The 20,262-nt window shown below is 66.9% G+C and carries 18 protein-coding genes; 7 read left to right on the top strand and 11 right to left on the bottom strand.

What is annotated here, in order from left to right; genetic code table 11:
- Positions 1-134: 134 nt before the first annotated feature.
- The 4 genes from CBY09_RS18725 to CBY09_RS18710 all read left to right on the top strand — a co-directional run bounded on the left by CBY09_RS18725 (position 135) and on the right by CBY09_RS18710 (position 4,781).
- On the top strand, positions 135-1,100 hold the full coding sequence (locus CBY09_RS18725) for a 5'-methylthioadenosine/S-adenosylhomocysteine nucleosidase (protein WP_094291071.1): 966 nt from the start codon (positions 135-137) through the stop codon (positions 1,098-1,100).
- Positions 1,101-2,657 (top strand): ABC transporter ATP-binding protein, encoded by a 1,557-nt coding sequence (locus CBY09_RS18720; protein WP_094291070.1) that lies wholly within the window; start codon positions 1,101-1,103, stop codon positions 2,655-2,657.
- 24 nt (positions 2,658-2,681) lie between these two features.
- Positions 2,682-3,743: an ABC transporter permease gene (locus CBY09_RS18715; protein ID WP_094291069.1), complete on the top strand. Its 1,062-nt coding sequence runs from the start codon at positions 2,682-2,684 to the stop codon at positions 3,741-3,743.
- Between the two features lie 114 nt (positions 3,744-3,857).
- The gene (locus tag CBY09_RS18710; RefSeq protein WP_094291068.1) at positions 3,858-4,781 is read left to right on the top strand and encodes an ABC transporter permease; all 924 of its coding nucleotides are present in this window, start codon (positions 3,858-3,860) and stop codon (positions 4,779-4,781) included.
- Between the two features lie 34 nt (positions 4,782-4,815).
- Here the strand turns inward: CBY09_RS18710 and CBY09_RS18705 are convergent, their stop codons facing one another.
- On the bottom strand, positions 4,816-5,175 hold the full coding sequence (locus tag CBY09_RS18705; protein ID WP_094291067.1) for a VOC family protein: 360 nt from the start codon (positions 5,173-5,175) through the stop codon (positions 4,816-4,818).
- Between the two features lie 75 nt (positions 5,176-5,250).
- On the opposite strand from CBY09_RS18705, the gene CBY09_RS18700 reads away from it, so the two are divergent.
- The gene (locus tag CBY09_RS18700; protein WP_094291066.1) at positions 5,251-6,534 is read left to right on the top strand and encodes an amidohydrolase family protein; all 1,284 of its coding nucleotides are present in this window, start codon (positions 5,251-5,253) and stop codon (positions 6,532-6,534) included.
- A 150-nt stretch (positions 6,535-6,684) separates the two neighbouring features.
- Positions 6,685-7,473 carry a hypothetical protein gene (locus CBY09_RS18695; protein ID WP_133066307.1) on the top strand — a complete coding sequence of 263 codons (789 nt, stop codon included), beginning with the start codon at positions 6,685-6,687 and terminating at the stop codon, positions 7,471-7,473.
- A gap of 40 nt (positions 7,474-7,513) precedes the next feature.
- Here CBY09_RS18695 and CBY09_RS18690 read toward each other — a convergent pair whose 3' ends face one another.
- From CBY09_RS18690 to CBY09_RS18645, 10 genes are all read right to left on the bottom strand, one after another.
- Positions 7,514-8,638, bottom strand: a complete 1,125-nt coding sequence (locus CBY09_RS18690) for an ABC transporter permease (protein WP_240515777.1) — start codon at positions 8,636-8,638, stop codon at positions 7,514-7,516.
- A gap of 170 nt (positions 8,639-8,808) precedes the next feature.
- Entirely contained in the window at positions 8,809-11,550 is a 2,742-nt protein-coding gene (gene rbbA / locus CBY09_RS18685; protein WP_094291063.1) for a ribosome-associated ATPase/putative transporter RbbA, read from the bottom strand.
- Positions 11,547-12,641 carry an HlyD family secretion protein gene (locus CBY09_RS18680; protein ID WP_094291062.1) on the bottom strand — a complete coding sequence of 365 codons (1,095 nt, stop codon included), beginning with the start codon at positions 12,639-12,641 and terminating at the stop codon, positions 11,547-11,549. The genes rbbA and CBY09_RS18680 overlap by 4 nt, the downstream gene beginning before the upstream one ends.
- Before the next feature lie 286 nt (positions 12,642-12,927).
- A complete protein-coding gene (locus CBY09_RS18675; RefSeq protein WP_094291061.1) occupies positions 12,928-13,533 on the bottom strand; it encodes a DUF1569 domain-containing protein in 606 nt (201 codons plus the stop codon).
- A 184-nt stretch (positions 13,534-13,717) separates the two neighbouring features.
- A complete protein-coding gene (locus CBY09_RS18670; protein ID WP_094291060.1) occupies positions 13,718-14,920 on the bottom strand; it encodes a GGDEF domain-containing protein in 1,203 nt (400 codons plus the stop codon).
- A 138-nt stretch (positions 14,921-15,058) separates the two neighbouring features.
- The gene (locus tag CBY09_RS18665) at positions 15,059-16,315 is read right to left on the bottom strand and encodes a hypothetical protein (RefSeq protein WP_094291059.1); all 1,257 of its coding nucleotides are present in this window, start codon (positions 16,313-16,315) and stop codon (positions 15,059-15,061) included.
- Positions 16,315-17,082 carry a hypothetical protein gene (locus CBY09_RS18660; protein ID WP_094291233.1) on the bottom strand — a complete coding sequence of 256 codons (768 nt, stop codon included), beginning with the start codon at positions 17,080-17,082 and terminating at the stop codon, positions 16,315-16,317. Before CBY09_RS18660 ends, CBY09_RS18665 begins: the two co-directional genes overlap by 1 nt.
- A gap of 5 nt (positions 17,083-17,087) precedes the next feature.
- Positions 17,088-17,663, bottom strand: a complete 576-nt coding sequence (locus CBY09_RS18655; protein ID WP_094291058.1) for a hypothetical protein — start codon at positions 17,661-17,663, stop codon at positions 17,088-17,090.
- 8 nt (positions 17,664-17,671) lie between these two features.
- Positions 17,672-17,959: a DnaJ domain-containing protein gene (locus CBY09_RS18650; RefSeq protein WP_094291232.1), complete on the bottom strand. Its 288-nt coding sequence runs from the start codon at positions 17,957-17,959 to the stop codon at positions 17,672-17,674.
- A gap of 87 nt (positions 17,960-18,046) precedes the next feature.
- Entirely contained in the window at positions 18,047-18,760 is a 714-nt protein-coding gene (locus CBY09_RS18645; RefSeq protein ID WP_094291057.1) for a YebC/PmpR family DNA-binding transcriptional regulator, read from the bottom strand.
- 224 nt (positions 18,761-18,984) lie between these two features.
- Here CBY09_RS18645 and CBY09_RS18640 point away from each other — a divergent pair, with 224 nt between their 5' ends.
- On the top strand, positions 18,985-20,214 hold the full coding sequence (locus CBY09_RS18640; RefSeq protein WP_094291056.1) for a nucleoside recognition domain-containing protein: 1,230 nt from the start codon (positions 18,985-18,987) through the stop codon (positions 20,212-20,214).
- Positions 20,215-20,262: the final 48 nt, after the last annotated feature.

Raw genomic sequence — 20,262 nt, 5'->3', positions numbered from 1 at the left:
CTGAATGTGGCGGGCGCCCCCCTGCCCGCCCCCGCTCCAGTCTGTGCACAGGCCACCCCGGCAAAGCGGTGGCCTGTTTGTTTTCAAGCGTTGACTGCGCGCACCGCTGTTTTCTTTGACGAGGTACCACCCCCATGCAATCCCTCCCCGCCGCCAAGCCTTCCCTGATCTCCCGGTGCACACGCCTGCTGGGCGCCCTCACCCTCGCCGCCGTGGTCGCAGGCTGCGCCGCCACCGCGCCCGGTAAGACGGCGGTGCGGCTGGACGACACGCCCCGCATCGCCGTCATTTCCGCCTTTGCGCCGGAGCTGACCGTGCTGCTGCCCCAGGTGCAGCAACCCGCCAAGCACAGCATCAACGGCGTGGAATTCACCACCGGCACGCTGGAGGGCAAGCCTGTAGTGGTGTTTCTCTCCGGCATCAGCATGACCAACGCGGCCATGAACACGCAGCTGGTGCTGGACCGCTTCAACGTGAGCCATGTGGTCTTCAGCGGCATTGCAGGCGGCGTGAACCCCGGCCTGCACATCGGCGACGTCACGGTGCCCGCACAGTGGGGCCAGTACATGGAATGGCTGATGGCGCGCGAAGACAAGCCCGGCCAGTACAGCGCCCCCGCCTGGATGAAAAGCGAGCTGACAATGCCCGCCTTCGGCATGATGCACCCACGCCCCGTGGAGGTGCGGTCTGCCGCCAACCCCAAACTCACCAAAAAGTTCTGGTTCGAAGCCGACCCCAAGATGCTGGCCACTGCCCGCAGCCTGCAGAACGTGGGCCTGGAGCACTGCCTGGCCGCCACCTGCCTGAAACAGCGCCCGCAACTGGTAGTGGGCGGCAACGGCGTATCGGGCCAGGCGTTCGTGGACAACAAGGCCTTTCGCGAGTACGCCTTCAAGACCTTTGAGGCCAATGTGCTCGACATGGAAACCGCCGCCACCGCCATGGTGGCGCACAGCAATGGTGTGCCCTACATCGCTTTCCGTTCGCTCAGCGACCTGGCCGGTGGTGGCGAAGGCGAGAACGAAATGGGCACCTTCATGGGCCTGGCAGCGGCCAATTCGGCCAAGGTGCTGCGGGCGTTTTTGGCCAGCTGGAAGTAAATGAAAGAGTCCACGGCTTCCGTCCTGCGCCTGTCGGGCATCACCAAACGCTTCGGCAAGCTCGTCGCCAACGACAGCATCAGCCTGACCCTCGCACGCGGCGAGGTGCTGGCCCTGCTGGGCGAAAACGGTGCGGGCAAGTCCACGCTGATGTCCATCCTGTTCGGGCACTACGTGGCCGACGAAGGCAGCATCGAGGTCTTCGGCCAGCCCCTGCCGCCCGGCCAGCCGCGCGCGGCGCTGGCCGCGGGCATTGGCATGGTGCACCAGCACTTCACGCTGGCCGACAACCTCACGGTGCTGGACAACGTGCTGCTGGGCACCGAGCCGCTGTGGCAGCCCTTCTCGCGCCGCAGCGAGGCGCGCGCCAAGCTGCTGGCCGTGTCGCAGCAGTTTGGTCTGCCCGTCAACCCCGATGCGCGCGTCGGAAACCTTTCAGTGGGCGAGCGCCAGCGGGTCGAAATCCTGAAAGCGCTCTACCGGGGCGCGCGCATCCTCATCCTGGACGAACCCACTGCCGTGCTCACCCCGCAGGAGAGCGAGGCGCTGTTCGATACCCTCACTCAGATGGTGGCGCAGGGCCTGTCCATCATCTTCATCAGCCACAAGCTGGGTGAAGTGCTGCGCGTTTCGCACCGCGTGGCCGTGCTGCGCCAGGGCAAGCTGGTAGCCGAGGCGCCTGCGCAGGGCACCACACAAGGGCAGCTGGCGCAATGGATGGTGGGCCATGCCATTGAAGCGGCCAAGCGCCGCCCCGCTAAGAACATGGGCGAGCCCATCTGCACCCTGACCCACGTCAGCACCGCACCCACAGGGCGCGACCGACTGAACGATATATCCCTCACCCTGCGCGCAGGCGAGATCGTGGCGATTGCAGGCGTGAGCGGCAACGGCCAGGTGGCGCTGGCCGATGTGTTGTGTGGCGTGCGCGCAGCCTCCTCGGGCGCGGTCACCCTGCGCGGCGCCCCTCTGCAAGCCCGGCCCGCATGGCTGGTCAGCCAAGGCGTGGCCCGCATCCCCGAAGACCGCCACGCCGTGGGCGTGGTGGGGGATCTGCCCGTGTGGGAGAACGCCGTATCCGAACGCCTGCGCGGCCCCTGGTTTGCGCACTCTTGGTTCCGCGCCTTCTGGGTCAAACGCCGCGCGGCGCGCCAGCATGCAAAGCAGGTGACCGAGACCTTTGACGTACGCGGCGGCGGACCGGATGCGCCTGCGCGGTCGCTGTCGGGCGGCAACATGCAAAAGCTCATCCTGGGCCGGGCGCTGATGCCGCCACAGAATGGCGCGGACAACACCGCGCCCGCCCCCCAACTCATCGTGGCCCACCAGCCCACCTGGGGGCTGGACATTGGCGCGGTGATGTTTGTGCAGCAGCAACTCATCACAGCCCGTGACAACGGCGCCGCCGTGCTGCTGATCTCCGACGACCTCGACGAAGTGCTGGCGTTGGGCGACCGAGTGGCGGTGATGCATGACGGGCGCCTGAGCGAGGCCCGGCCCGCAGAAGGCTGGACGCGCGAAGCCATCGGCCTCGCGATGGCAGGCGCTGCACATTGAGCGACAACAACAAGAACAACCCACATGAGACTCGAAAAACGCAACCACACCTCCCCCGCCGCCTACGTGCTGGCACCGGTGGGTGCTGTGGTGTTCACATTGATCGTCAGCGCCCTGCTGGTGCTGTGGGCCGGCGCGCCGGTGGGGCAGACCTACGCGCTGCTGCTCCAAGGCGCGTTCGGTTCGGTGTTTGCACTGACCGAAACCCTCACCCGCGCCACGCCGCTGATCCTGACCGGGCTTGCGGCCGCCGTAGCCTTCCGCGCGCGGCTGTTCAACATCGGGGCAGAGGGGCAGCTCTACGCCGGGGCGCTGGCCGCTGTGGCGGTGGGCGGCATGCATGGCGGCACGGGGCTGGAGTGGTCGCCCTATGTGCTCTTTCCACTGATGATGCTGGCCGCCGCGCTGGCGGGCGCCGCGCTGCTGCTGGGCCCGGCGCTGATGAAAGCAAGGCTGGGCGTGGACGAGGTGGTCACCACGCTGCTGCTCAACTTCATCATGCTGCTGCTCGTCTCGGCGCTGCTCGATGGCCCGATGAAAGACCCGCTCTCGATGGGCTGGCCGCAGAGCGTAGCACTGCAAGGCGACCTGGAACTCTCCAAGCTGGTGCCGCAGACGCGGCTGCACACGGGGCTGCTGTGGGCCGTGTCGCTGGCCGTGATGCTGTGGGCGCTGCTGGCGCGCACGGTGCCGGGGTTTGACATTCGCGCTGCCGGTGCCAATGCGCGGGCAGCGGCGTTTGCAGGTGTGCCCATTACCCGCACTGTCGTGCTGGTGGCCTTGCTGTCGGGCGGCCTGGCGGGGCTGGCAGGCGCCATTGAGGTGGCGGGCCGTACGAGTTATGTGACGCTCGACATGTCACCCGGCTACGGCTACAGCGGCATCGTGATTGCCATGCTGGCGGGGCTGCACCCGCTGGGCGTGATCGCGGCGGGCACCTTTGTGGCGGGCGTGCTGGTGGGGGCCGACAGCATGAGCCGGGCGGTGGGCGTGCCCACCTACATTGCAGATGTGATCGTTGCGACCTCGCTGATCGCAGTGCTGGTGGCGGGCTTGCTGACGCAGTACCGCGTGCGCTGGAAGTGAGGGCAGCATGAACCCCCATTCACACCAGAATTTCAAGAAAAATGGGCCGCTACCGCGCGTCCATCATGCCTTTTTAGCTATCAAGAACAAAGCAAACCATGCCGGAGCAGCTGCATGACCGAACTGCTCGACATCCTCGCCAACCCCGCGTTCTGGATTGCCACCCTGCGCGTGGCCACCCCGCTCATCCTGGGCACGCTGGGGGTTTTGCTGTGCGAACGCGCCGGGGTGCTCAACCTCGGCATTGAAGGGATCATGGTGGCCGGGGCCTTCGCTGGCTGGCTCACGGTGTATGCGGGCCATGGATTGTGGACCGGGGTGCTGGTGGCGGCGCTCACGGGCGCGGTGTTTGGCCTGCTGCACGCGTGGCTCACCGTCGGGCTGGCACTGTCGCAGCATGTCTCGGGGCTGGGCATCACGCTGCTGGCCACGGCGCTCAGTTACTACGGCTACCGGGTGAGCTTCCCCAAGGTGAACACGCCGCCCACCATCGAGCCGTTTGCGCCGATGGAATGGCTGGGCATTCCGATCCTCTCTGCGCAGACTCCGCTCACGCTGCTGGCGCTGCTGCTGGTGCCGCTCCCGGCCTGGCTGCTGCTACGCACCCCGCTGGGCCTGGCGGTGCGCATGGTGGGCGAGAACCCGCAGGCGGCCGAGGGCCAGGGCATCTCGGTGGCGGCAACCCGCACCGGCGCCATCGTGGCGGGGTCGGCGCTGATGGGCGTGGCGGGGTCGTTCCTCACGCTGTCGGCGTTCAACGCGTTTTTCTTCAACATGATCAACGGGCGCGGCTGGATCTGCGTGGCGCTGGTGGTGTTTGCGTCGTGGCGGCCCGGCAAGGCGCTGCTGGGTGCGCTGCTCTTTGCCTTTTTTGACGCGCTGCAGCTGCGCCTCCAGCAGGCGGGCGATGCGTGGCTGCCGTACCAGGTGTATCTGATGCTGCCGTACCTGCTGTCCATCCTGGCGCTGGTGCTGGTGGCACGCAAGGCGGCCTATCCGCAGGCGCTGATGAAGCCGTATCGCAAGGGGGAGCGATGAGAAGATGCGAATGCGCCCACCACGCCCGATTCATTCACACCCTCTGGTCGGACCACACCGCAAACTCGTTGCCGCTGGGCTCGGTGAAGTGAAAGCGTCGCCCACCCGGAAAGTCGAAAACCGGCTTGACCACATGGCCACCCGCCTGTACCACTTTGGCCAATGTGGCTTCGAGGTCTGCGCTGTAGAACACCAGCAAGGCGCCGCCAGTGGCCGGGGTGGAGCACAGACTGGCCTGAAAGAAGCCGCCGTCCAGCCCCTGGCCAGAGAAGGCCGTGTATTCGGGGCCATAGTCCACAAAGGCCCATGCAAAGGCCTTTTCAAAGAACGACTTGGTGGCAGGCAAATCGCGCGCGGCAAATTCGACGTAGTTCAGCTTTTCATGTGCGTTCATGGATGACCCTTTCCCTTTCTGATTGAGACCCCGCAGTGTGCCTGCACGTCCAGACGAATATCTACACTCCCCACCATGCTCGACCTGCTCATCACCCACGCCACCCTGGCCGACGGCCGCCAGAACATGTCCATCGCCGTGCAGGGCGGCCGCATCACCGAAGTGACCGAAGGTCTGCAAGCCCCCGCGCATGAGACGGTGGATGCAGATGGTCTGCTGGTCAGCCCGCCGTTTGTGGACGCGCATTTCCACATGGATTCGACCCTGAGCTACGGCCAGCCGCGCGTGAACGAGAGCGGCACGCTGCTCGAAGGCATTGCGCTGTGGGGCGAACTCAAGCCCACGCTGACACACGACGCCATCGTGCAGCGCGCCCTGCAGTACTGCGACATGGCCGTAGCGCGCGGGCTGCTGGCCATCCGCAGCCATGTGGACACCAGCCACCCCAGCCTGCTGCCGGTGCAGGCGCTCCTGGATGTGAAGCAGCATGTGGCGCCGTACCTGGATTTGCAACTGGTGGCGTTCCCACAAGACGGTGTGCTGCGCGCGCCTGGCGGGCTCGACAGCCTGAAACGAGCGCTCGACATGGGCGTGGACGTGGTGGGCGGCATTCCCCACTTCGAGCGCACCATGGCCCAGGGGGCCGAAAGCGTGAAAATCCTCTGCGAGCTGGCCGCCGAGCGCGGCAAGCGCGTGGACATGCACTGCGACGAATCTGACGACCCGCACTCGCGCCACGTCGAAACCCTGGCGTACGAAACCCAGCGCCTGGGCCTGCACGGCCGCGTGACGGGCTCGCACCTCACCTCCATGCACAGCATGGACAACTACTACGTGAGCAAGCTCATCCCCCTGATGGCCGAAGCCGACCTGGGCGTGGTGGCCAACCCGCTCATCAACATCACGCTGCAGGGCCGCCACGACACCTACCCCAAGCGCAGGGGCATGACCCGTGTGCCCGAGCTGATGGCCGCGGGCCTGACGGTGGCGTTTGGCCACGATTGCGTGCTGGACCCCTGGTACAGCGGCGGCAGCGGCGACATGCTGGAGGCCGCGCACATGGGCCTGCACGTGGGGCAGATGACCAGCCAGGCAGGCATGCGGCAATGTTTTGATGCAGTGACGGTGAACCCCGCGCGCCTGCTGGGGCTGGAGGGCTACGGTATTGCGCCCGGCTGCCACGCCGACTTCGTGTTGCTGCACGCGAGCAACCCGGTGGAGGCCATCCGCCTGCGCGCTGCGCGGCTGGGGGTGTGGCGGCGCGGCCAGCGGGTAGCGAGCAGCCCAGCGCCGGTGGCACAGTTGCGCCTGCCGGGGCGGCCAAGCAGTACAAATTTCATTTCAACGGGCAGCTCTTGAGGTCTGTCACAGTTCGCATGCCTCGACGGCCGTTCGCCACGACCTTGGGTGATCCAGCGTGCCAGACGACTACCATCGGGACACTTCAGTGGGCAATGATCATCCCGTGCAGCGCCCCCCCAGCGCCTGAACCCATTGGTCGCTTTCGCCATGCACGAACAACTCCTCCTCTGCGTTGCGGCGCTGACATTCAGCGCCACTGCGAGGGCGGAAGCAAGCCTTGCAGACCTGATTTTCATGATGCCCAAGCTCGTCTTGATGGGCATCTACAACGAGTTGGCCAGGCCCTGGCTGCTGGCGGGCCTGTGGGGTGCCGCCGCATTGTTCTGGCTGGTGCGCGCAATCACCGGCCGAGATGCCGTCGGCGGACTGCTGGATAACTTCACCTACCCACGCAAGCCCTGGATCAAAACCAGTAGCTACGGAGCCATGGCTTTGCTGGCAATGGCCACGCTGCTTTATGTGCTGGTGGGCTATGCCCTGTGGGGAGCCCCCCAACGCTATGGGGGGCCCAACTTTCCGCAGCATTCAGCACAGCCATCGAAGGGGCCTGTCGTCAAGCACACCCTGCCCTACCCTCATGGCAAATCACCAGACAACCGGCGAGGCGAATGGCCCAAATCCAGTGGCCGCTTGCTCGGCCAACCTTACCTGGCCGCTGGTGGGGACACCCTGATCACGCTAAACAATCCCGGCGATGAAGGACTATGGGCGCGCCTGTGCGCAGCGGATGCCAACCCCTGTTCCCCGCTGAGGCAGGTCTACTTGTCCCCCCGCGGAGGCTACACACTGGACCGCGTGGACGAAGGCAAATACCGCGTGGTATTTACCCAGACCAGTGGCAAAAACCTGTCAGGAAGCACCCGCGCGTTCTCAGTCACCGGAGACCGAAGGGGCAGCTTCAATCTGCCCCTGAAAGAATTCGACACCAAGCCATGACACTCTCGCCCGGTGTGAGACACAGGAAGCACTGGTGCGCTCATGCCATGCGCGCAATCGTCTTGCGAAACCGCGCCAGCGCCAGGCTGAACAGCACCGCCCCAATGCCCAGCAGCCACACCAGCGACGGCCACACCACCGCCCAGCCTGCGCCCCGGTAGAGGATGGCCTGGGCCAGCTCGGTGAAGTGCGTGGTGGGCGCCAGCGCCATGCCGTACTGCACCCACAGGGGCATGCTCTCGCGCGGGGTCACGCCGCCAGACAGCATTTGCAGCGGCATCATGATGAGCACCATGAGCAGCCCGAACTGCGGCATGCTGCGCGCCACCGTGGCCATGAAGATGCCCATGGACGTGGTGGCAAACAGGTGCAGCGTGGCGCCCAGCAGAAACAGCGGCACCGAGCCCTCGATGGGCACACCAATCGCCCAGCGGATCACCGCCGTGAGCGACACCCAGGTAGCAACCAGCACCACCAGCGCCATGGCCCAGACCTTGGCCAGCATGATCTCGCCGGGGGTGACAGGCATCACCAGCAGATGCTCCACGGTGCCATGCTCGCGCTCGCGGATCAGCGCGGCGCCGGTGAGGATGATGGAGAGCATGGTCACGATGTTGATCAGCTCCATGAGCGAGCCGAACCATGCGGGGTTGAGCGCCGGGTTGAAGCGCGCGCGCACCACCAGCTCCACCGGCTGGGTGGGCGCGCTGCGGTGGCCCTGCACAAACTCGGCGGCCTCCTGCTGCACGATCTGCGCCACTGCGCCGTTGGCGGCAAACGCCTGGCCGTTGCGTGTGGCGTCCACATTCAGCTGCACCGAGGGGGACCTGCCCGCCAGCACGTCGCGCTGGAAGTGGGCGGGAAGGTGCAGCACCAGTGTGAAACGGCCTGCATCCAGGCCGGGGTCTACCTCGTGCATGCCGATCATGGCCGGGCGTGTGAATTGGGGCGGGTAGAAGGCGCTGGCGATGCGTTGCGACAGGGCCGAGCCATCCTCTTCCACGATGGCGATGGGCACGTGGTACAGCGTCTCAGGCTGCGCCTTGCCAGCGGAATACACCGCCAGCGTGGTGGTGTAGACGATGAGGAACAGCATGGCCGGGTCGCGCCACAGGCTCCACAGCTCCTTGATGCCCAACCGAAAGATGTTCGACCACTGAATCATGTCCATCCCCCTGTGGCGCTGCGCGCCTTCCCCCTTCTCTCGCGCTGTGCGCGGGAAGGGGGACGCTGCCAGCGCGGCGGGGCGGCCCTTGCGCGGCAGCCACTGGCCTGTGCCGCGCCGGTTTCCGCGGACGGAGGCTCGAAAACAGCCATTGCAAGGTTGTGCGTCACTCAACTCTCCTGCTTTCTGAGGAGCGCAATCGCAGCGCCGACGATGACAGGCACCGCCACCAGCATGGGCCAGAACTCGGCCTGCAGGTCCTGCAGCGTGAGGGCCTTGTTGAACACGCCCCGGCTGATGGTGAACATGTGGCTGGCCGGGTAAACCTCGCCCACCCAGCGCGCAAAGCCTGTCATGGCCGACACGGGGTTGATCAGGCCCGCAAACTGCACGGCCGGGATGAGCGTGCCCACCATGGCAAAAAACATGGCTGCAATCTGGCTGCGCGTGACTGTGGACGCCAGCAGGCCCATGCCCGTGGAGCAGAAGCTGAAGATGAGCGCCGCCAGCGCCAGCGTGCCAAAGCTGCCCGTCATGGGCACACCGAACACCGTGACGGCCGCCAGGCACATCAGCCCAAAGTTGAACAGCGCCAGCAGCACATAGGGCAGCTGCTTGCCCAGCATGAACTCGGTGCGCGTGGTGGGCGTGACGTACAGGTTGATGATGGAGCCCAGCTCCTTCTCGCGCACCACGGCCAGGGCGGTGAACATGGCGGGCAGCATGAGCAGCAGCAGCGGGATGACTGCGGGCACCATGGCGGGCAGGCTGCGCACGTCGGGGTTGTAGCGGTAGCGGGTTTCTACCTCCACCAGGCTGTGTGGGGCCATGCCTGTGCGGCTCTGGATGGCCTGGGCGAGCCAGTCCTGATGCATGCCCAGCGCGTAGCCCATGGCCGTCTCGGCACGCTGGGGCATGGCGCCGTCCACCCAGGCCCCGATCTGCACCGGCTGGCCGCGCTCCAGGTCGCGCGCAAAGCCAGGCGGGATTTCGAGCGCGAGCGAGATTTCGCCCGAGCGCATGCGCTGGTCCAGCTCGGCATGGCTGGTGATGGGCGGTCGCTCCACAAAGTAGCGCGAGCCCGCCAGGTTCAGGGTGTAGGCGCGGCTGGCGGCCGACTGGTCGCGGTCCAGCACCGCAAAGCGGAGTTTTTCCACATCCATGCTGATGCCGTAGCCCATCACAAACATCAGGATCAGCGAGCCCAGCAGCGCCAGCGCGCCACGCACCGGGTCCCGCCGCAGCTCCAGCGCCTCGCGCCACTGGGTGCTGTGGATGCGCGCCAGGCTCTGGCGCAGGCGCTGCGCCCAGGTCGGGCGGGCCAGGGTGGCGTCCACCGGGGCCGACGGGGCCGGTTCGGCATTCGGCAGGCCAGACGCGCCTCCGCCTGCATCCACCAGGTAGCCGATGAAGGCTTCTTCCAGCGTGGTGGCGCTGCGCTGGGCCACGATGTCGGCTGGTGCCGCACTGGCCAGCACCCGGCCTGCGTGCATGAGCGAGATGCGGTCGCAGCGCTCGGCCTCGTTCATGAAGTGGGTGGAAATGAAGATGGTGACCTTGTCCCGCCGCGCCAGCTCCACCATCAGCCGCCAGAAATGGTCGCGCGCGATCGGGTCCACGCCCGAGGTGGGTTCGTCCAGGATCAGCAGCTCGGGCTCGTGCACCATGGCTACGGCCAGCGACAGGCGCTGGCGCATGCCCAGCGGCAGCTGCAGGGGCAGCGTGCCGCGCGCACCCTGCAGGCCAAAGCGCTCCAGCATGGTCCACACGCGCTGGGGTACCTCGGCCTCGGGCACATGGAACAGCCGGGCGTGCAGCACCAGGTTCTGCTCCACCGACAGCTCGCTGTACAGCGAAAACGCCTGCGACATGTAGCCCACGCGGCGACGCGTGGCCATGTCCTTGGGGTCCACCGGCTGGCCAAACAGCCAGGCCTGCCCATCGGTGGCGGGCAGCAGGCCGGTGAGCATCTTCATGGTGGTGGACTTGCCGCATCCATTGCTGCCCAGGAAGCCAAAAATCTCGCCGCGCTGGATGCGAAAGCTCACATGGTCCACCGCCACAAAGTCGCCAAACTGCATGGTCAGGCCCCGGGCTTCGATGGCGATCTCGGCGGCTGACTCCGTCTGCAAGGGCGTGATCACCACGGGCTGGTGCCCGCGCCGTTTGGCCTCGGGCAGCAGGGCCACAAAGGCGGCCTCCAGGCTCAAATGGCCGGTGCGCTGCATCAGCTCGGCGGGCGTGCCCGCGGCCAGAATGCGGCCTTCATCCATGGCCACCAGCCAGTCAAAGCGCTGCGCCTCCTCCATGTAGGCGGTGGCCACCAGCACGCTCATGCCCGGGCGGCCTGCGCGGATGCGCGCGATCAGGTCCCAGAATTGGGCGCGGGCCAGCGGGTCCACGCCCGTGGTCGGCTCGTCCAGGATGAGCAGGTCGGGGTCGTGGATGAGTGCGCAGCACAGGGCCAGCTTCTGCTTCATGCCGCCCGAGAGCTTGCCCGCTGGCCGCGCCAGAAACGGGTGCAGCCCGGTGCTGCGGGTCAGATCGTCAATGCGGCGGCGGCGCTCGGTGGCGTCGTGGCCAAACAGGCGGCCGAAGAACTGCAGGTTTTCTTCCACCGACAGCGTGGGGTACAGGTTCTTGCCCAGGCCCTGCGGCATGTAGGCAATGCGCGGGCAAACTGCGTTACGGTGGTGGCCGTCGGCCATGTCGCCGCCCAGCACCCGCACCTGCCCCCGCTGCACCGCCCGTGCTCCGGCCACCAGCGCCAGCAGGCTGGACTTGCCCACCCCGTCCGGCCCGATCAGGCCCACCATGCACGCAGCGGGCAGCTGCAGGTCGATACCCTCCAGCGCCACCGTGCGGCGGTAGCGCTGGCTGACGCCTGCGAGGGTGACTACGGGGGCGGTCACTGTGCCGCCTGGGGGGCTGCTGTTTGCATGCTTTCTTTGACCGCCAGTTGCTGCGGCCAGGGTGCGCTCGGGTCGAGGCGCAGCCAGGCCACGCCAGGCAGGCCGGTCTTGACCTGTTCCCGGTGGCGCACCAGCAGATCCTTGGGAATGTGCGCCCGCACGCGGAACATGAGCTTTTGCCGCTCACTGGCGGTCTCCACCGTCTTGGGGGTGAACTGCGCCGTGCTGGCCACAAACGAGACGCTTGCGGGAATCACAAAGCTGGGTGCGGCGTCGAGCACGATGCGCACTTCGCTACCCAGCGCCACGCGGCCCGCCACGGTCTCGGGCAAGAAGAAGGTCATGTACACATCGGTCAAATCGGCCAGCTGCAGCACGCGCGCACCCGCACCCACCACCTCGCCCGGCTGCACCACGCGGAACTGCACGCGCCCGGCGCGCGGGGCCTTGAGTTCGCTGTCGGCCAGCTCCACGTCGATGCGCGCCAGCGTGGCCTGCAGCGCACGCACATTGGCCTCGGCGCTGGTCACCTGCATGCGCGCGGCGCCAATGCCCGCCTGCGCAGCCTTGGCCTGCGAGCGCGCAGCCGTCAATGCCGCCTGCAGGCTGTGCACCTTGGCACGGTCGTCGTCCAGCAGCTGGCTGGAAAAGAAGCCCTCGCGCGCCAGCTTCTCAGAGCGCGGCAGGCGCCGCTGGGCGGTGTCCAGGTCGCTCTCACGCTGGGCCACCACAGCCAGGGCGGCCTGGTGGTCGCTCTCGCGCTGTGCCACCTGCACCCGTGCGCTGTCGATGGCCAGCTGCGCCTGCTGCAGCCGCGCCACGGCTTCGTCGCGCTGGGCCTGCAGGCTGTCGATCTGCATGCGGGCCACGGGCTGGCCCGCAGAGACGAACGCGCCCTCGTCCACCAGCACCTCCTGCACCCGCCCCGCGAGCTTGGTGGCCACGGCCACCTCGGTGGCCTCGATGCGGCCATTGCCGCTGACAAAACCAGGCCCGGGGCCCTGGGGCTGCCAAGGCGCCCAGCGCAGCAGCACAGCGCTCCCCGCCAGCACCACGGCCAGCGCCGCAACTATCGTCCATCGCTTGGTCATGGGTCATCCTTGCAGGGTGCTGGCGCAAACCCGCGCTACGCGCGGTGCCAGCCCCGTCAAAGGATGGTAGCCCTGGTCCCGGGCTGCCCCAAGCACTCCCAAAAGGTCTCTTGACCTGCATCAATCCCTGCACAAAGGCCCCCACAGGCGGCCTCCAGGGCCTCGGGCACCCACCGGTCTGCAGGCGCCTGGGCTGCGGGCCTGCAATGGGTGATCTGCTGAAAATTACAAGGAAAATCGGCCTTTCCGCCTGTCTGGCATGCCTTGATAGCTATCAAAAATATAGCTACCCCGCCACATCAAACGCCGACAGGTGGTTGGCCAGGTGCATGGCATGCGCCTGCTCGTACTGCGCCTTGGTGAGAGCGCCATAGGCAAAGTGGGGCTGCAAGGGGCCGGTGTGGGCGGCAAAGTCCTGCGCCGCCTTGCGCAGGCGGGCCAGGGCTGGCTCACCGTCGGCCGTTGCGTCCAGCGCAGGGGCGCCGGGAATGGGTTCGGCCAGGTTGTGGCTCATGCGCCCGCGCTGGGAAAACAGCGTGAAGGCCGCTGCGCCCAGCGTGTTCTGGAACAGGGCCGACTTTGGAGCTGGAAAACCCTGCAGTGAATACTCGATGCTCTGCGCGCAGTGCACCAGCGTCTGCGACCAGTTCCAGGCCGTGGCGGGGGCCAGCGGGCCCACGGCGGCGCTGGCCAAACGTTCCACCTCGCGCATGGCATCGGCCACCGTGGCAAAAACCAGCTGTCGGTCGTTGGCAGGCCGGTACAGCAAGTAGCCGCCCCCCGCCACCACCCCCACGGTGGTCAGGCCTGCGCCATAACGCAGGAAAGCCCTGCGGGGCGATGCCATCGGGCCGGTGGGAACGCTGCTACTGCGGGAGGGAGTGGCTGCCATGGCGTGTGCGTGTCAATGACGTGGGGTGACCTCAGGGTCTGCAATTTTGCGGCAGGCCCATGCCGGGCACCTACTGCGCACGCCCCCCTGAAGGTCGGGCAGCCGACATTGGGCTGCTGGGCGACGCACAAGCGTTCTGTGCGCAGGCCGCCCAAGCCCCCCGGCGATTCCGCAGCAGCTCCACTCAGGCCGCCGTCGCCACCACTGCAGGCGCTGCAGCGGCCGCGGCAGGGCCCGACATCTCCACCCGGTTGCGGCCGCGTTGCTTGGCCAGGTACATGGCCTCGTCCGCTCGTTGCAGCGCGGCGCCCGCCGAATCGCCTGGGCCACACAGGGCAATGCCGATGCTCACCGTGAGAGGGATGGACTGCACACCCGCTGTGGCGGGGTGGGATTCGACCAGCAGCCGCAGGCGTTCGGCCACGGCGCGTGCGCCCTCTGCCCCGGCGTTGGGCAAGAAGATGGCGAACTCTTCGCCGCCCAGCCGGCCCATCACGTCCTCCTTGCGCAGGCAGCGCAGGGCCAGGGCCACAAAGTGGCGCAGCACATCGTCGCCCGCACGGTGGCCCCAGGTGTCGTTGATGGTCTTGAAGTGGTCCAGATCCAGCACCAGCACGGGCACCGGGGTATGGGTGCGCTGGGCACCGCTCACGGCCTTGTCGAGCAAGGTGAAGAAGGCGCGGCGGTTGAAGACGCTGGTGAGCGGGTCCACCTCGGCCAAGTGGCGCAGCTCGCTGGTGATGAATTCGTTGGCCAGGATCAGCGCGCCAAACCCCAGCAGCACGACGGCCACGATGGCCTCCAGCACCACAAACTGCGACACCAGCGCCATGGGCCCCGCCCCCGGCAGCACCCCGGGCCCCGCACTGCCCAGCGTGAACAAGGCAGGCCGCAGCAGCAGGAACAGGCCATGCAGGCCCAGCACGCCCGCCAGCAGGTAGCGGGCGGGCACCCGATGCATACCCCCTGCCGCCAGGGTGCGCGCCGTGAGCAGGTAGCAGACGCCCGCCCCCAGCCCCGCCAGCACAAAACGCATGCCCAGGTGCGGGTACACCACCGTGAACACCACCGACAAGGCCACCAGCGCGCCGATGCCCACCACCGCATAGAGGTGCGAAAACGGCCGCCGCCCCATGTAAGTGCGCCCGGCCAGCAGGCACAGATAGGCCCCCAGCGCCACAAACCCCTGTGAGATGGCCACCCCCACCACCTCGGGCAGCCAGCTGCGCACCAGCAGGCTCAAGGTAAAAATCGAGCTGCACAGAAAGGACAACATCCACAGGCGCAGGCCCGGGATGTTCTTGTTGAAATGCCACACGGCGTAGAGCACGGCGGTGACAAGCGCGGTCAAAAGCGCCGCAAGGATGGTGAGTGTGGGGCTGTGCACGGGGGGATGGGCAGGCGGGTGCCCAAATGTTAACCGCGCCGCCGTGCCGCCCCGTTCCCGAGGGGCGCCCCCGGCGGGGTTCCTTGACCTGGGTTAAGGGCGCAGGCCCCGCCGCTTGGCATATCCCGGCTGTGCGGCCTACCCCGTCACATTGCATTCGCGGCGCAGCAGCGCCAGCGCGTCGTGCATCTGGTAGTCCATGTCGCTGAGCAAGGTTTTCTCGGCGTCCTGCACAAAGCTGGCCCACAGCGCCAGGTAGTCCTGCTGGTGCACCCCGGGCGCATGGGCGCGGATGAAGTCGGCCGCCAGCGCGGGCTGCAGGCCGGATTTGCGCGCCTTGCGCACCAGGCTGGCGGCGGTTTTCTCGGTCAGCAAGGTTTTCTTGGGCACACCGGCCGCCAGGCACAGGAACAGCGTGAGCAGCGAATGCTCGTCGTCGTTGCCGTCGGTGGTCTTGAGCCAGGTCTTGCTGGCGGGCTGTGGGGGTTCGGCGTCGTCTTCCAGCGCGTCCAGGCTGTGGTGCAGGGCCTCCACCTCGGCCAGCGGGTCGTCCAGCAGGAAGTAGCGCGCACGAAACGCCGCCATGGGCCGCAGCAGGGTGCGCAGTGGCGTGGTGGACTGCAGCAGCTTGGGCAGGTCGGCCAGCACGGCGCTGCAGTGCGCCGCCACGGCGTCGTGCAGCGGCTGGGGCAGCCCGGGCGGCAGGCGCAGCGCCGTGGGCACGGGCAGTTTCTTCTTGCGCAGGCCCGTCACCAGCTTTTCAAATGCCGGTGCACTGGGCCACTCGCCCGCCGCCATGGCCTGCGGGGCCAGGGCCTGCATCAGCAGGCCCGTGCGAACCACGGCCTCGGCGTCGGCACCGGCGGACTCCAGCTCGTCGGTGTCCAGGTCGTACTGCGCGGCCAGCCACTCGGCGGCGGCGATGGCCTGGGCGATCTGGCTGCGCCGGGCCAGCTCGGCGCGGTAGTCGGCATGGCTGCGCAGCGACCAGGCGGCCAGCAGCGGCGTTTCGGCATCGGCATACCCGGCCATGCCAAAGTTGCTGCTCTCGGGCATGGCGATCAGCCGCTTGAGCATGTCCGAGCCGCCCTTGGAGCGCGACAGAAAGGAGTTGTCGCGCAGCGAGACCGCCGCCTTGGCCAGGTCACCGTCAGTGGTCTCCAGCAGGTACAGGCTGATGAGGTTGACCATGCGGTCGCGCGCCTTTTCCAGCTCGGGCCGCAAGAATTCACTGCCAAAGTAGCGCGCAATCTGCACCATGCCCTTGGGCGCATCGGTATTGATGGTCGCCAGCCGGTCCGCATCGAGGATGCCGTGCTGCACGCCGTACACCAGCGCCTTTTCAAAGAAAGGGCGCGCGTCGTGGAGTTGCAGTGCAGAGCTTTGAGACATCATCAAATCGCGGACTCTTCGTCGGAAGCGCGGGCCGCGGGCGTGGCCTTGCCCCGGTCGGTCTCACTGGTCTCGAACTTGCCGTCGTCTTCCTCGGCAGGGGTGTCATCGCCCTCCTCCAGGCCCAGGTCAAAGGCACGCGCCTTGGCGCGCAGCACCAGCAGCATTTCGATGAACAGGTCGCGGCACTCGTAGCGCAGCAGCCAGGCCATCTGCATCCAGTCGCGGTCGGCCACCTCGTCCTGGTCCACGCGCGGCTGCACGTAGCCCGATGCCAGCAGCTCGTCGTCGCTCAGCGTCACGCCGTAGTCTTCGGTCGCGTCAAAGGTACCGGTGCGGGCAAAGGCCTCCACGCGGCTCCACTTCTCGGCAAAGTAGTTGGCCAGGGCCTCGGCGCCGCCTTCCAGGTCGCCAATGGCGGTGAGGAACTCCACCGGATCGGCATCGTCGCGAAAGACCACGGCGTTGACCATGTTGCGCAGGTGGGTGTGGGTAAGGTCCTTGTACTGCTTTTCCAGCACCATGGCGCGCGCAAACTGCTCGGGCGTGACCAGCATGTTGACCACGGACGCCTTGGAGTCGTCGTACTCGCGCATCACGGCCAGGATGTCCTTGGGCGCGAGCTGGTCCAGCACCACCATCAGGGCGTTGTCGCCTTCGGCATCTGCCAGCTCGGCCAGGGCCGATTCGGCGCCCACGATGTCACCCGCCGCAATGAGGCTGGTGGTCTTTGTGATCAGGGCCAGGTGTTGGTTGCTGCTACTGCTCATGGTCGTCATTCCTTGCGGTCAAAGCCCACATCGGCCAGCCAGTTGGCGCTGGACTCCTCGCGCGTACGGCTGTTTTGCGGGTCCACCGCATCGTCGGCACTCAGGGCGCTGTAGTCGTCGTCGTGCTCGGCGGCGTCTTCACCATCGTCCTCGGCATCGCTGTCGCCATGCACAGCGGCGGCAGGCGCCATGCGTGCATGCTGCTGCAGGTATTCCAGCCCCGCCGCCACCGCCAGAAAACGCGCGCCCTGGGGCTCACGCAGCACGGTCTGCGCCAGGCTCTGCGCCCAGGGCTCCAGCGCCACGGCGTGGGTCAGGCTGTGCCAGTCGGGCAAGGCATCCACGGGCAGGCCCAATAGTTGCTCGACGGCTGCAGGCTGGGTGAAGCGGAAACCCCGGTGAAACACCACGGCCACCATCTCGGGGGCCAGCTCCATCATCTGCACCAAAAAGGCGATTTCGTTGCGCTTCTCTGCCAGGCGCTTGCGCAGCACATCGTTGCCTTCGGAGTCGGAGACCAGGTCGTCCAGCTCAGCCTGGTAGGCGGAGCGCAGGTCATGAAAGTAGGGAGAAAGTTTCACAGAAGCGATCAGGAAGAAGAAAGAATGCGCGCCGAGTAGGCTTGCCAGATCTCTTGCGCGGTCTGCAGCGGGTCGTCCAGCAGGTTGCGGCGGCGGTTGTCGTCGTAGGCCTGGCGCGCCTCGTCGTCGGACAGCACCTCGTACGCCTTTTGCACCTGGGCAAAACGCTGGGCAGCGTCGGGCGCGTCGTTGCGGTCGGGGTGGTAGAAGGCGGCCTTCTGGCGATAGGCCTTCTTGATGTCGGCCAGCGACGCATTGGCCGCCAGCCCGAGGGCAGCGTAGTGGTCTGCAGTCATTGAATGGTGGGTGGTGTGAAAGCCGGTGGCGATGGTGATAGCCATGACGCAGGCCGCAGGGGCCTGCCATCGCGTATCAACCGTGCATCAGCCGCCCAGGCTCACAAACACGTTTTGCACGTCGTCATTGCCGTCGATGGCTGCCAGGAAGCTTTCGACCTCTTCGAGCTGCTCGGCCGTGAGGTTGGCGGGGTTGACGGGGTTCTTGGGCTTGTAGCCCAGCTTGGCGGTGAGCACCGTGAAGCCGTGGGCAGGCAGTGCACGGCTCACCAGGTCCAGGTCGGTGGGTTCGGTCCAGAAGACAGTGGTGCCTTCTTCGTCGCCCGCTTCAAAGTCCTGCGCACCGGCTTCAATGGCGGCCAGCTCGGGGTCGGCATCGGCATTGGCGCGCTCGGCCTCGATGATGCCCACATGGTTGAAGTCCCACGCCACCGAGCCCGAGGTGCCCAACTGGCCCTTGCGGAACAGCACGCGCATCTCCGGCGCCGTGCGGTTGACGTTGTCGGTCAGGCATTCGACCATCACGGCCACCTGGTGCGGGGCAAAACCTTCATAGATCACGCGCTCGTAATTGACGGCGTCGGCCCCGGTGCCCGAACCCTTCTTGATGGCGCGCTCCAGCGTGTCCTTGGGCATCGAGGCCTTGCGGGCCTGCTCGACCACCAGACGCAGGCGCGAGTTGCTGGCCGGGTCGGCACCGCCGCGCGCGGCCACGGTGATTTCCTTGACCAGCTTGCCAAACAGCTTGCCCTTGGCATCGGCCACCAGTGCCTTGCCTTTTGCTTTCCACTGCGCGCCCATGGAGTTACCTTTTTGTGTGGGAATTGAGAGGGGTGTTTGCCGCAGGTCGCCCTGCGCGGCAAAACCCTATAGTTTACCCGCCGCCCTGCAACTGCCCCGTGCGGACAACCCTGGCGCTGTCGTGGCGACGCAAAACGGGGGGCATCCCACCCATCCCACGCCGACCAGCGTGTAACCTCGGCATCACTCCGGCTCTCACCCGCCCCAGCGCCTACATTCATCCCATGCTCAACACCCTGTGGCTCGGTTTTTTCATCACGGCGGCGGTGGCCGCGCTGGCCCAGTGGCTGGTGGGCGGCAACGCCGACATCTTCTCGGCCATGGTGCAGGCCCTGTTCCAGATGGCCAAGCTCTCGGTCGAGGTGATGGTGCTGCTGTTTGGCACGCTCACGCTGTGGCTGGGGTTCTTGCGCATCGCCGAAAAGGCGGGCCTGGTGGACGCCCTGGCGCGCTGGCTGGCGCCGCTGTTTGCCAGGCTCATGCCAGGCGTGCCGCGCGGCCACCCGTCGCTAGGGCTGATCACGCTCAACTTTGCGGCCAATGCGCTGGGGCTGGACAACGCCGCCACACCCATGGGCCTGAAGGCCATGAAGTCGCTGCAGGAGCTGAACCCGCAGCCCGACACGGCCACCAATGCGCAGATCCTGTTTCTGGTGCTCAACGCATCCTCGCTCACGCTGCTGCCGGTCACCATCTTCATGTACCGCATGCAGCAAGGCGCGCCCGACCCGACGCTGGTCTTCCTCCCCATCCTGCTGGCCACCTCCGCATCCACCCTGGTGGGGCTTCTAAGCGTGGCCGTGGTGCAGCGCCTACCGCTGTGGAGCCCGGTGGTGCTGGCCTATCTGCTGCCCGTGGCGCTGGTGCTGGGCGGCTTCATGGCGCTGCTGACCACGCTCAGCGCCGCCGCCCTGGCCTCGTTGTCGTCGCTGCTGGGCAACCTCACGCTGTTTGCACTGGTGGTGCTGTTTGTGGCTTTGGGCGCCTGGCGCAAGGTGCCGGTGTACGAAGCCTTCATCGACGGCGCCCGCGAAGGCTTTGACGTGGCCAAGGGCCTGCTGCCCTACCTGGTGGCCATGCTGTGCGCGGTGGGCGTGTTCCGCGCCTCGGGCGCGCTGGGCTATGTGCTGGACGGCATCCGCTGGTGCGTGACCACGCTGGGCGCCGACGCCCGGTTTGTGGATGCGCTGCCCACCGCCCTGGTCAAGCCGTTTTCGGGCAGCGCCGCGCGCGCCATGCTCATCGAAACCATGCAGACCCAGGGCGTGGACAGCTTTGCCGCCCTGGCCGCCGCCACCATCCAGGGCAGCACCGAAACCACCTTCTATGTGCTGGCCGTGTACTTCGGCGCCGTGGGCATTCAGCGCGCCCGGCATGCGGTGGGCTGCGCGCTGCTGGCCGAGCTGGCGGGCGTGGTGGCCGCCATTGCCGTGTGCTACCAGTTCTTCGGGTAAAAAAATGGATCAAATCAGGCCCTGCCGCCCATTTAATCAGCCCATGCA

This window comes from Acidovorax kalamii (assembly GCF_002245625.1).
Taxonomy (GTDB): Bacteria; Pseudomonadota; Gammaproteobacteria; order Burkholderiales; family Burkholderiaceae_C; genus Acidovorax; species Acidovorax kalamii.
This window is presented reverse-complemented; position numbering and strand designations above follow the sequence as displayed.

What these genes read in the sequence shown, in the direction of transcription:
- CBY09_RS18725 (WP_094291071.1), top strand. Translation starts at nt 135, where the DNA reads ATGCAATCCCTCCCCGCCGCCAAGCCTTCCCTGATCTCCCGGTGCACA.
- CBY09_RS18720 (WP_094291070.1), top strand. Translation starts at nt 1,101, where the DNA reads ATGAAAGAGTCCACGGCTTCCGTCCTGCGCCTGTCGGGCATCACCAAA.
- CBY09_RS18715 (WP_094291069.1), top strand. Translation starts at nt 2,682, where the DNA reads ATGAGACTCGAAAAACGCAACCACACCTCCCCCGCCGCCTACGTGCTG.
- CBY09_RS18710 (WP_094291068.1), top strand. Translation starts at nt 3,858, where the DNA reads ATGACCGAACTGCTCGACATCCTCGCCAACCCCGCGTTCTGGATTGCC.
- CBY09_RS18705 (WP_094291067.1), bottom strand. Translation starts at nt 5,175, where the DNA reads ATGAACGCACATGAAAAGCTGAACTACGTCGAATTTGCCGCGCGCGAT.
- CBY09_RS18700 (WP_094291066.1), top strand. Translation starts at nt 5,251, where the DNA reads ATGCTCGACCTGCTCATCACCCACGCCACCCTGGCCGACGGCCGCCAG.
- CBY09_RS18695 (WP_133066307.1), top strand. Translation starts at nt 6,685, where the DNA reads ATGCACGAACAACTCCTCCTCTGCGTTGCGGCGCTGACATTCAGCGCC.
- CBY09_RS18690 (WP_240515777.1), bottom strand. Translation starts at nt 8,638, where the DNA reads ATGATTCAGTGGTCGAACATCTTTCGGTTGGGCATCAAGGAGCTGTGG.
- CBY09_RS18680 (WP_094291062.1), bottom strand. Translation starts at nt 12,641, where the DNA reads ATGACCAAGCGATGGACGATAGTTGCGGCGCTGGCCGTGGTGCTGGCG.
- CBY09_RS18675 (WP_094291061.1), bottom strand. Translation starts at nt 13,533, where the DNA reads ATGGCAGCCACTCCCTCCCGCAGTAGCAGCGTTCCCACCGGCCCGATG.
- CBY09_RS18665 (WP_094291059.1), bottom strand. Translation starts at nt 16,315, where the DNA reads ATGATGTCTCAAAGCTCTGCACTGCAACTCCACGACGCGCGCCCTTTC.
- CBY09_RS18660 (WP_094291233.1), bottom strand. Translation starts at nt 17,082, where the DNA reads ATGAGCAGTAGCAGCAACCAACACCTGGCCCTGATCACAAAGACCACC.
- CBY09_RS18650 (WP_094291232.1), bottom strand. Translation starts at nt 17,959, where the DNA reads ATGACTGCAGACCACTACGCTGCCCTCGGGCTGGCGGCCAATGCGTCG.
- CBY09_RS18645 (WP_094291057.1), bottom strand. Translation starts at nt 18,760, where the DNA reads ATGGGCGCGCAGTGGAAAGCAAAAGGCAAGGCACTGGTGGCCGATGCC.
- CBY09_RS18640 (WP_094291056.1), top strand. Translation starts at nt 18,985, where the DNA reads ATGCTCAACACCCTGTGGCTCGGTTTTTTCATCACGGCGGCGGTGGCC.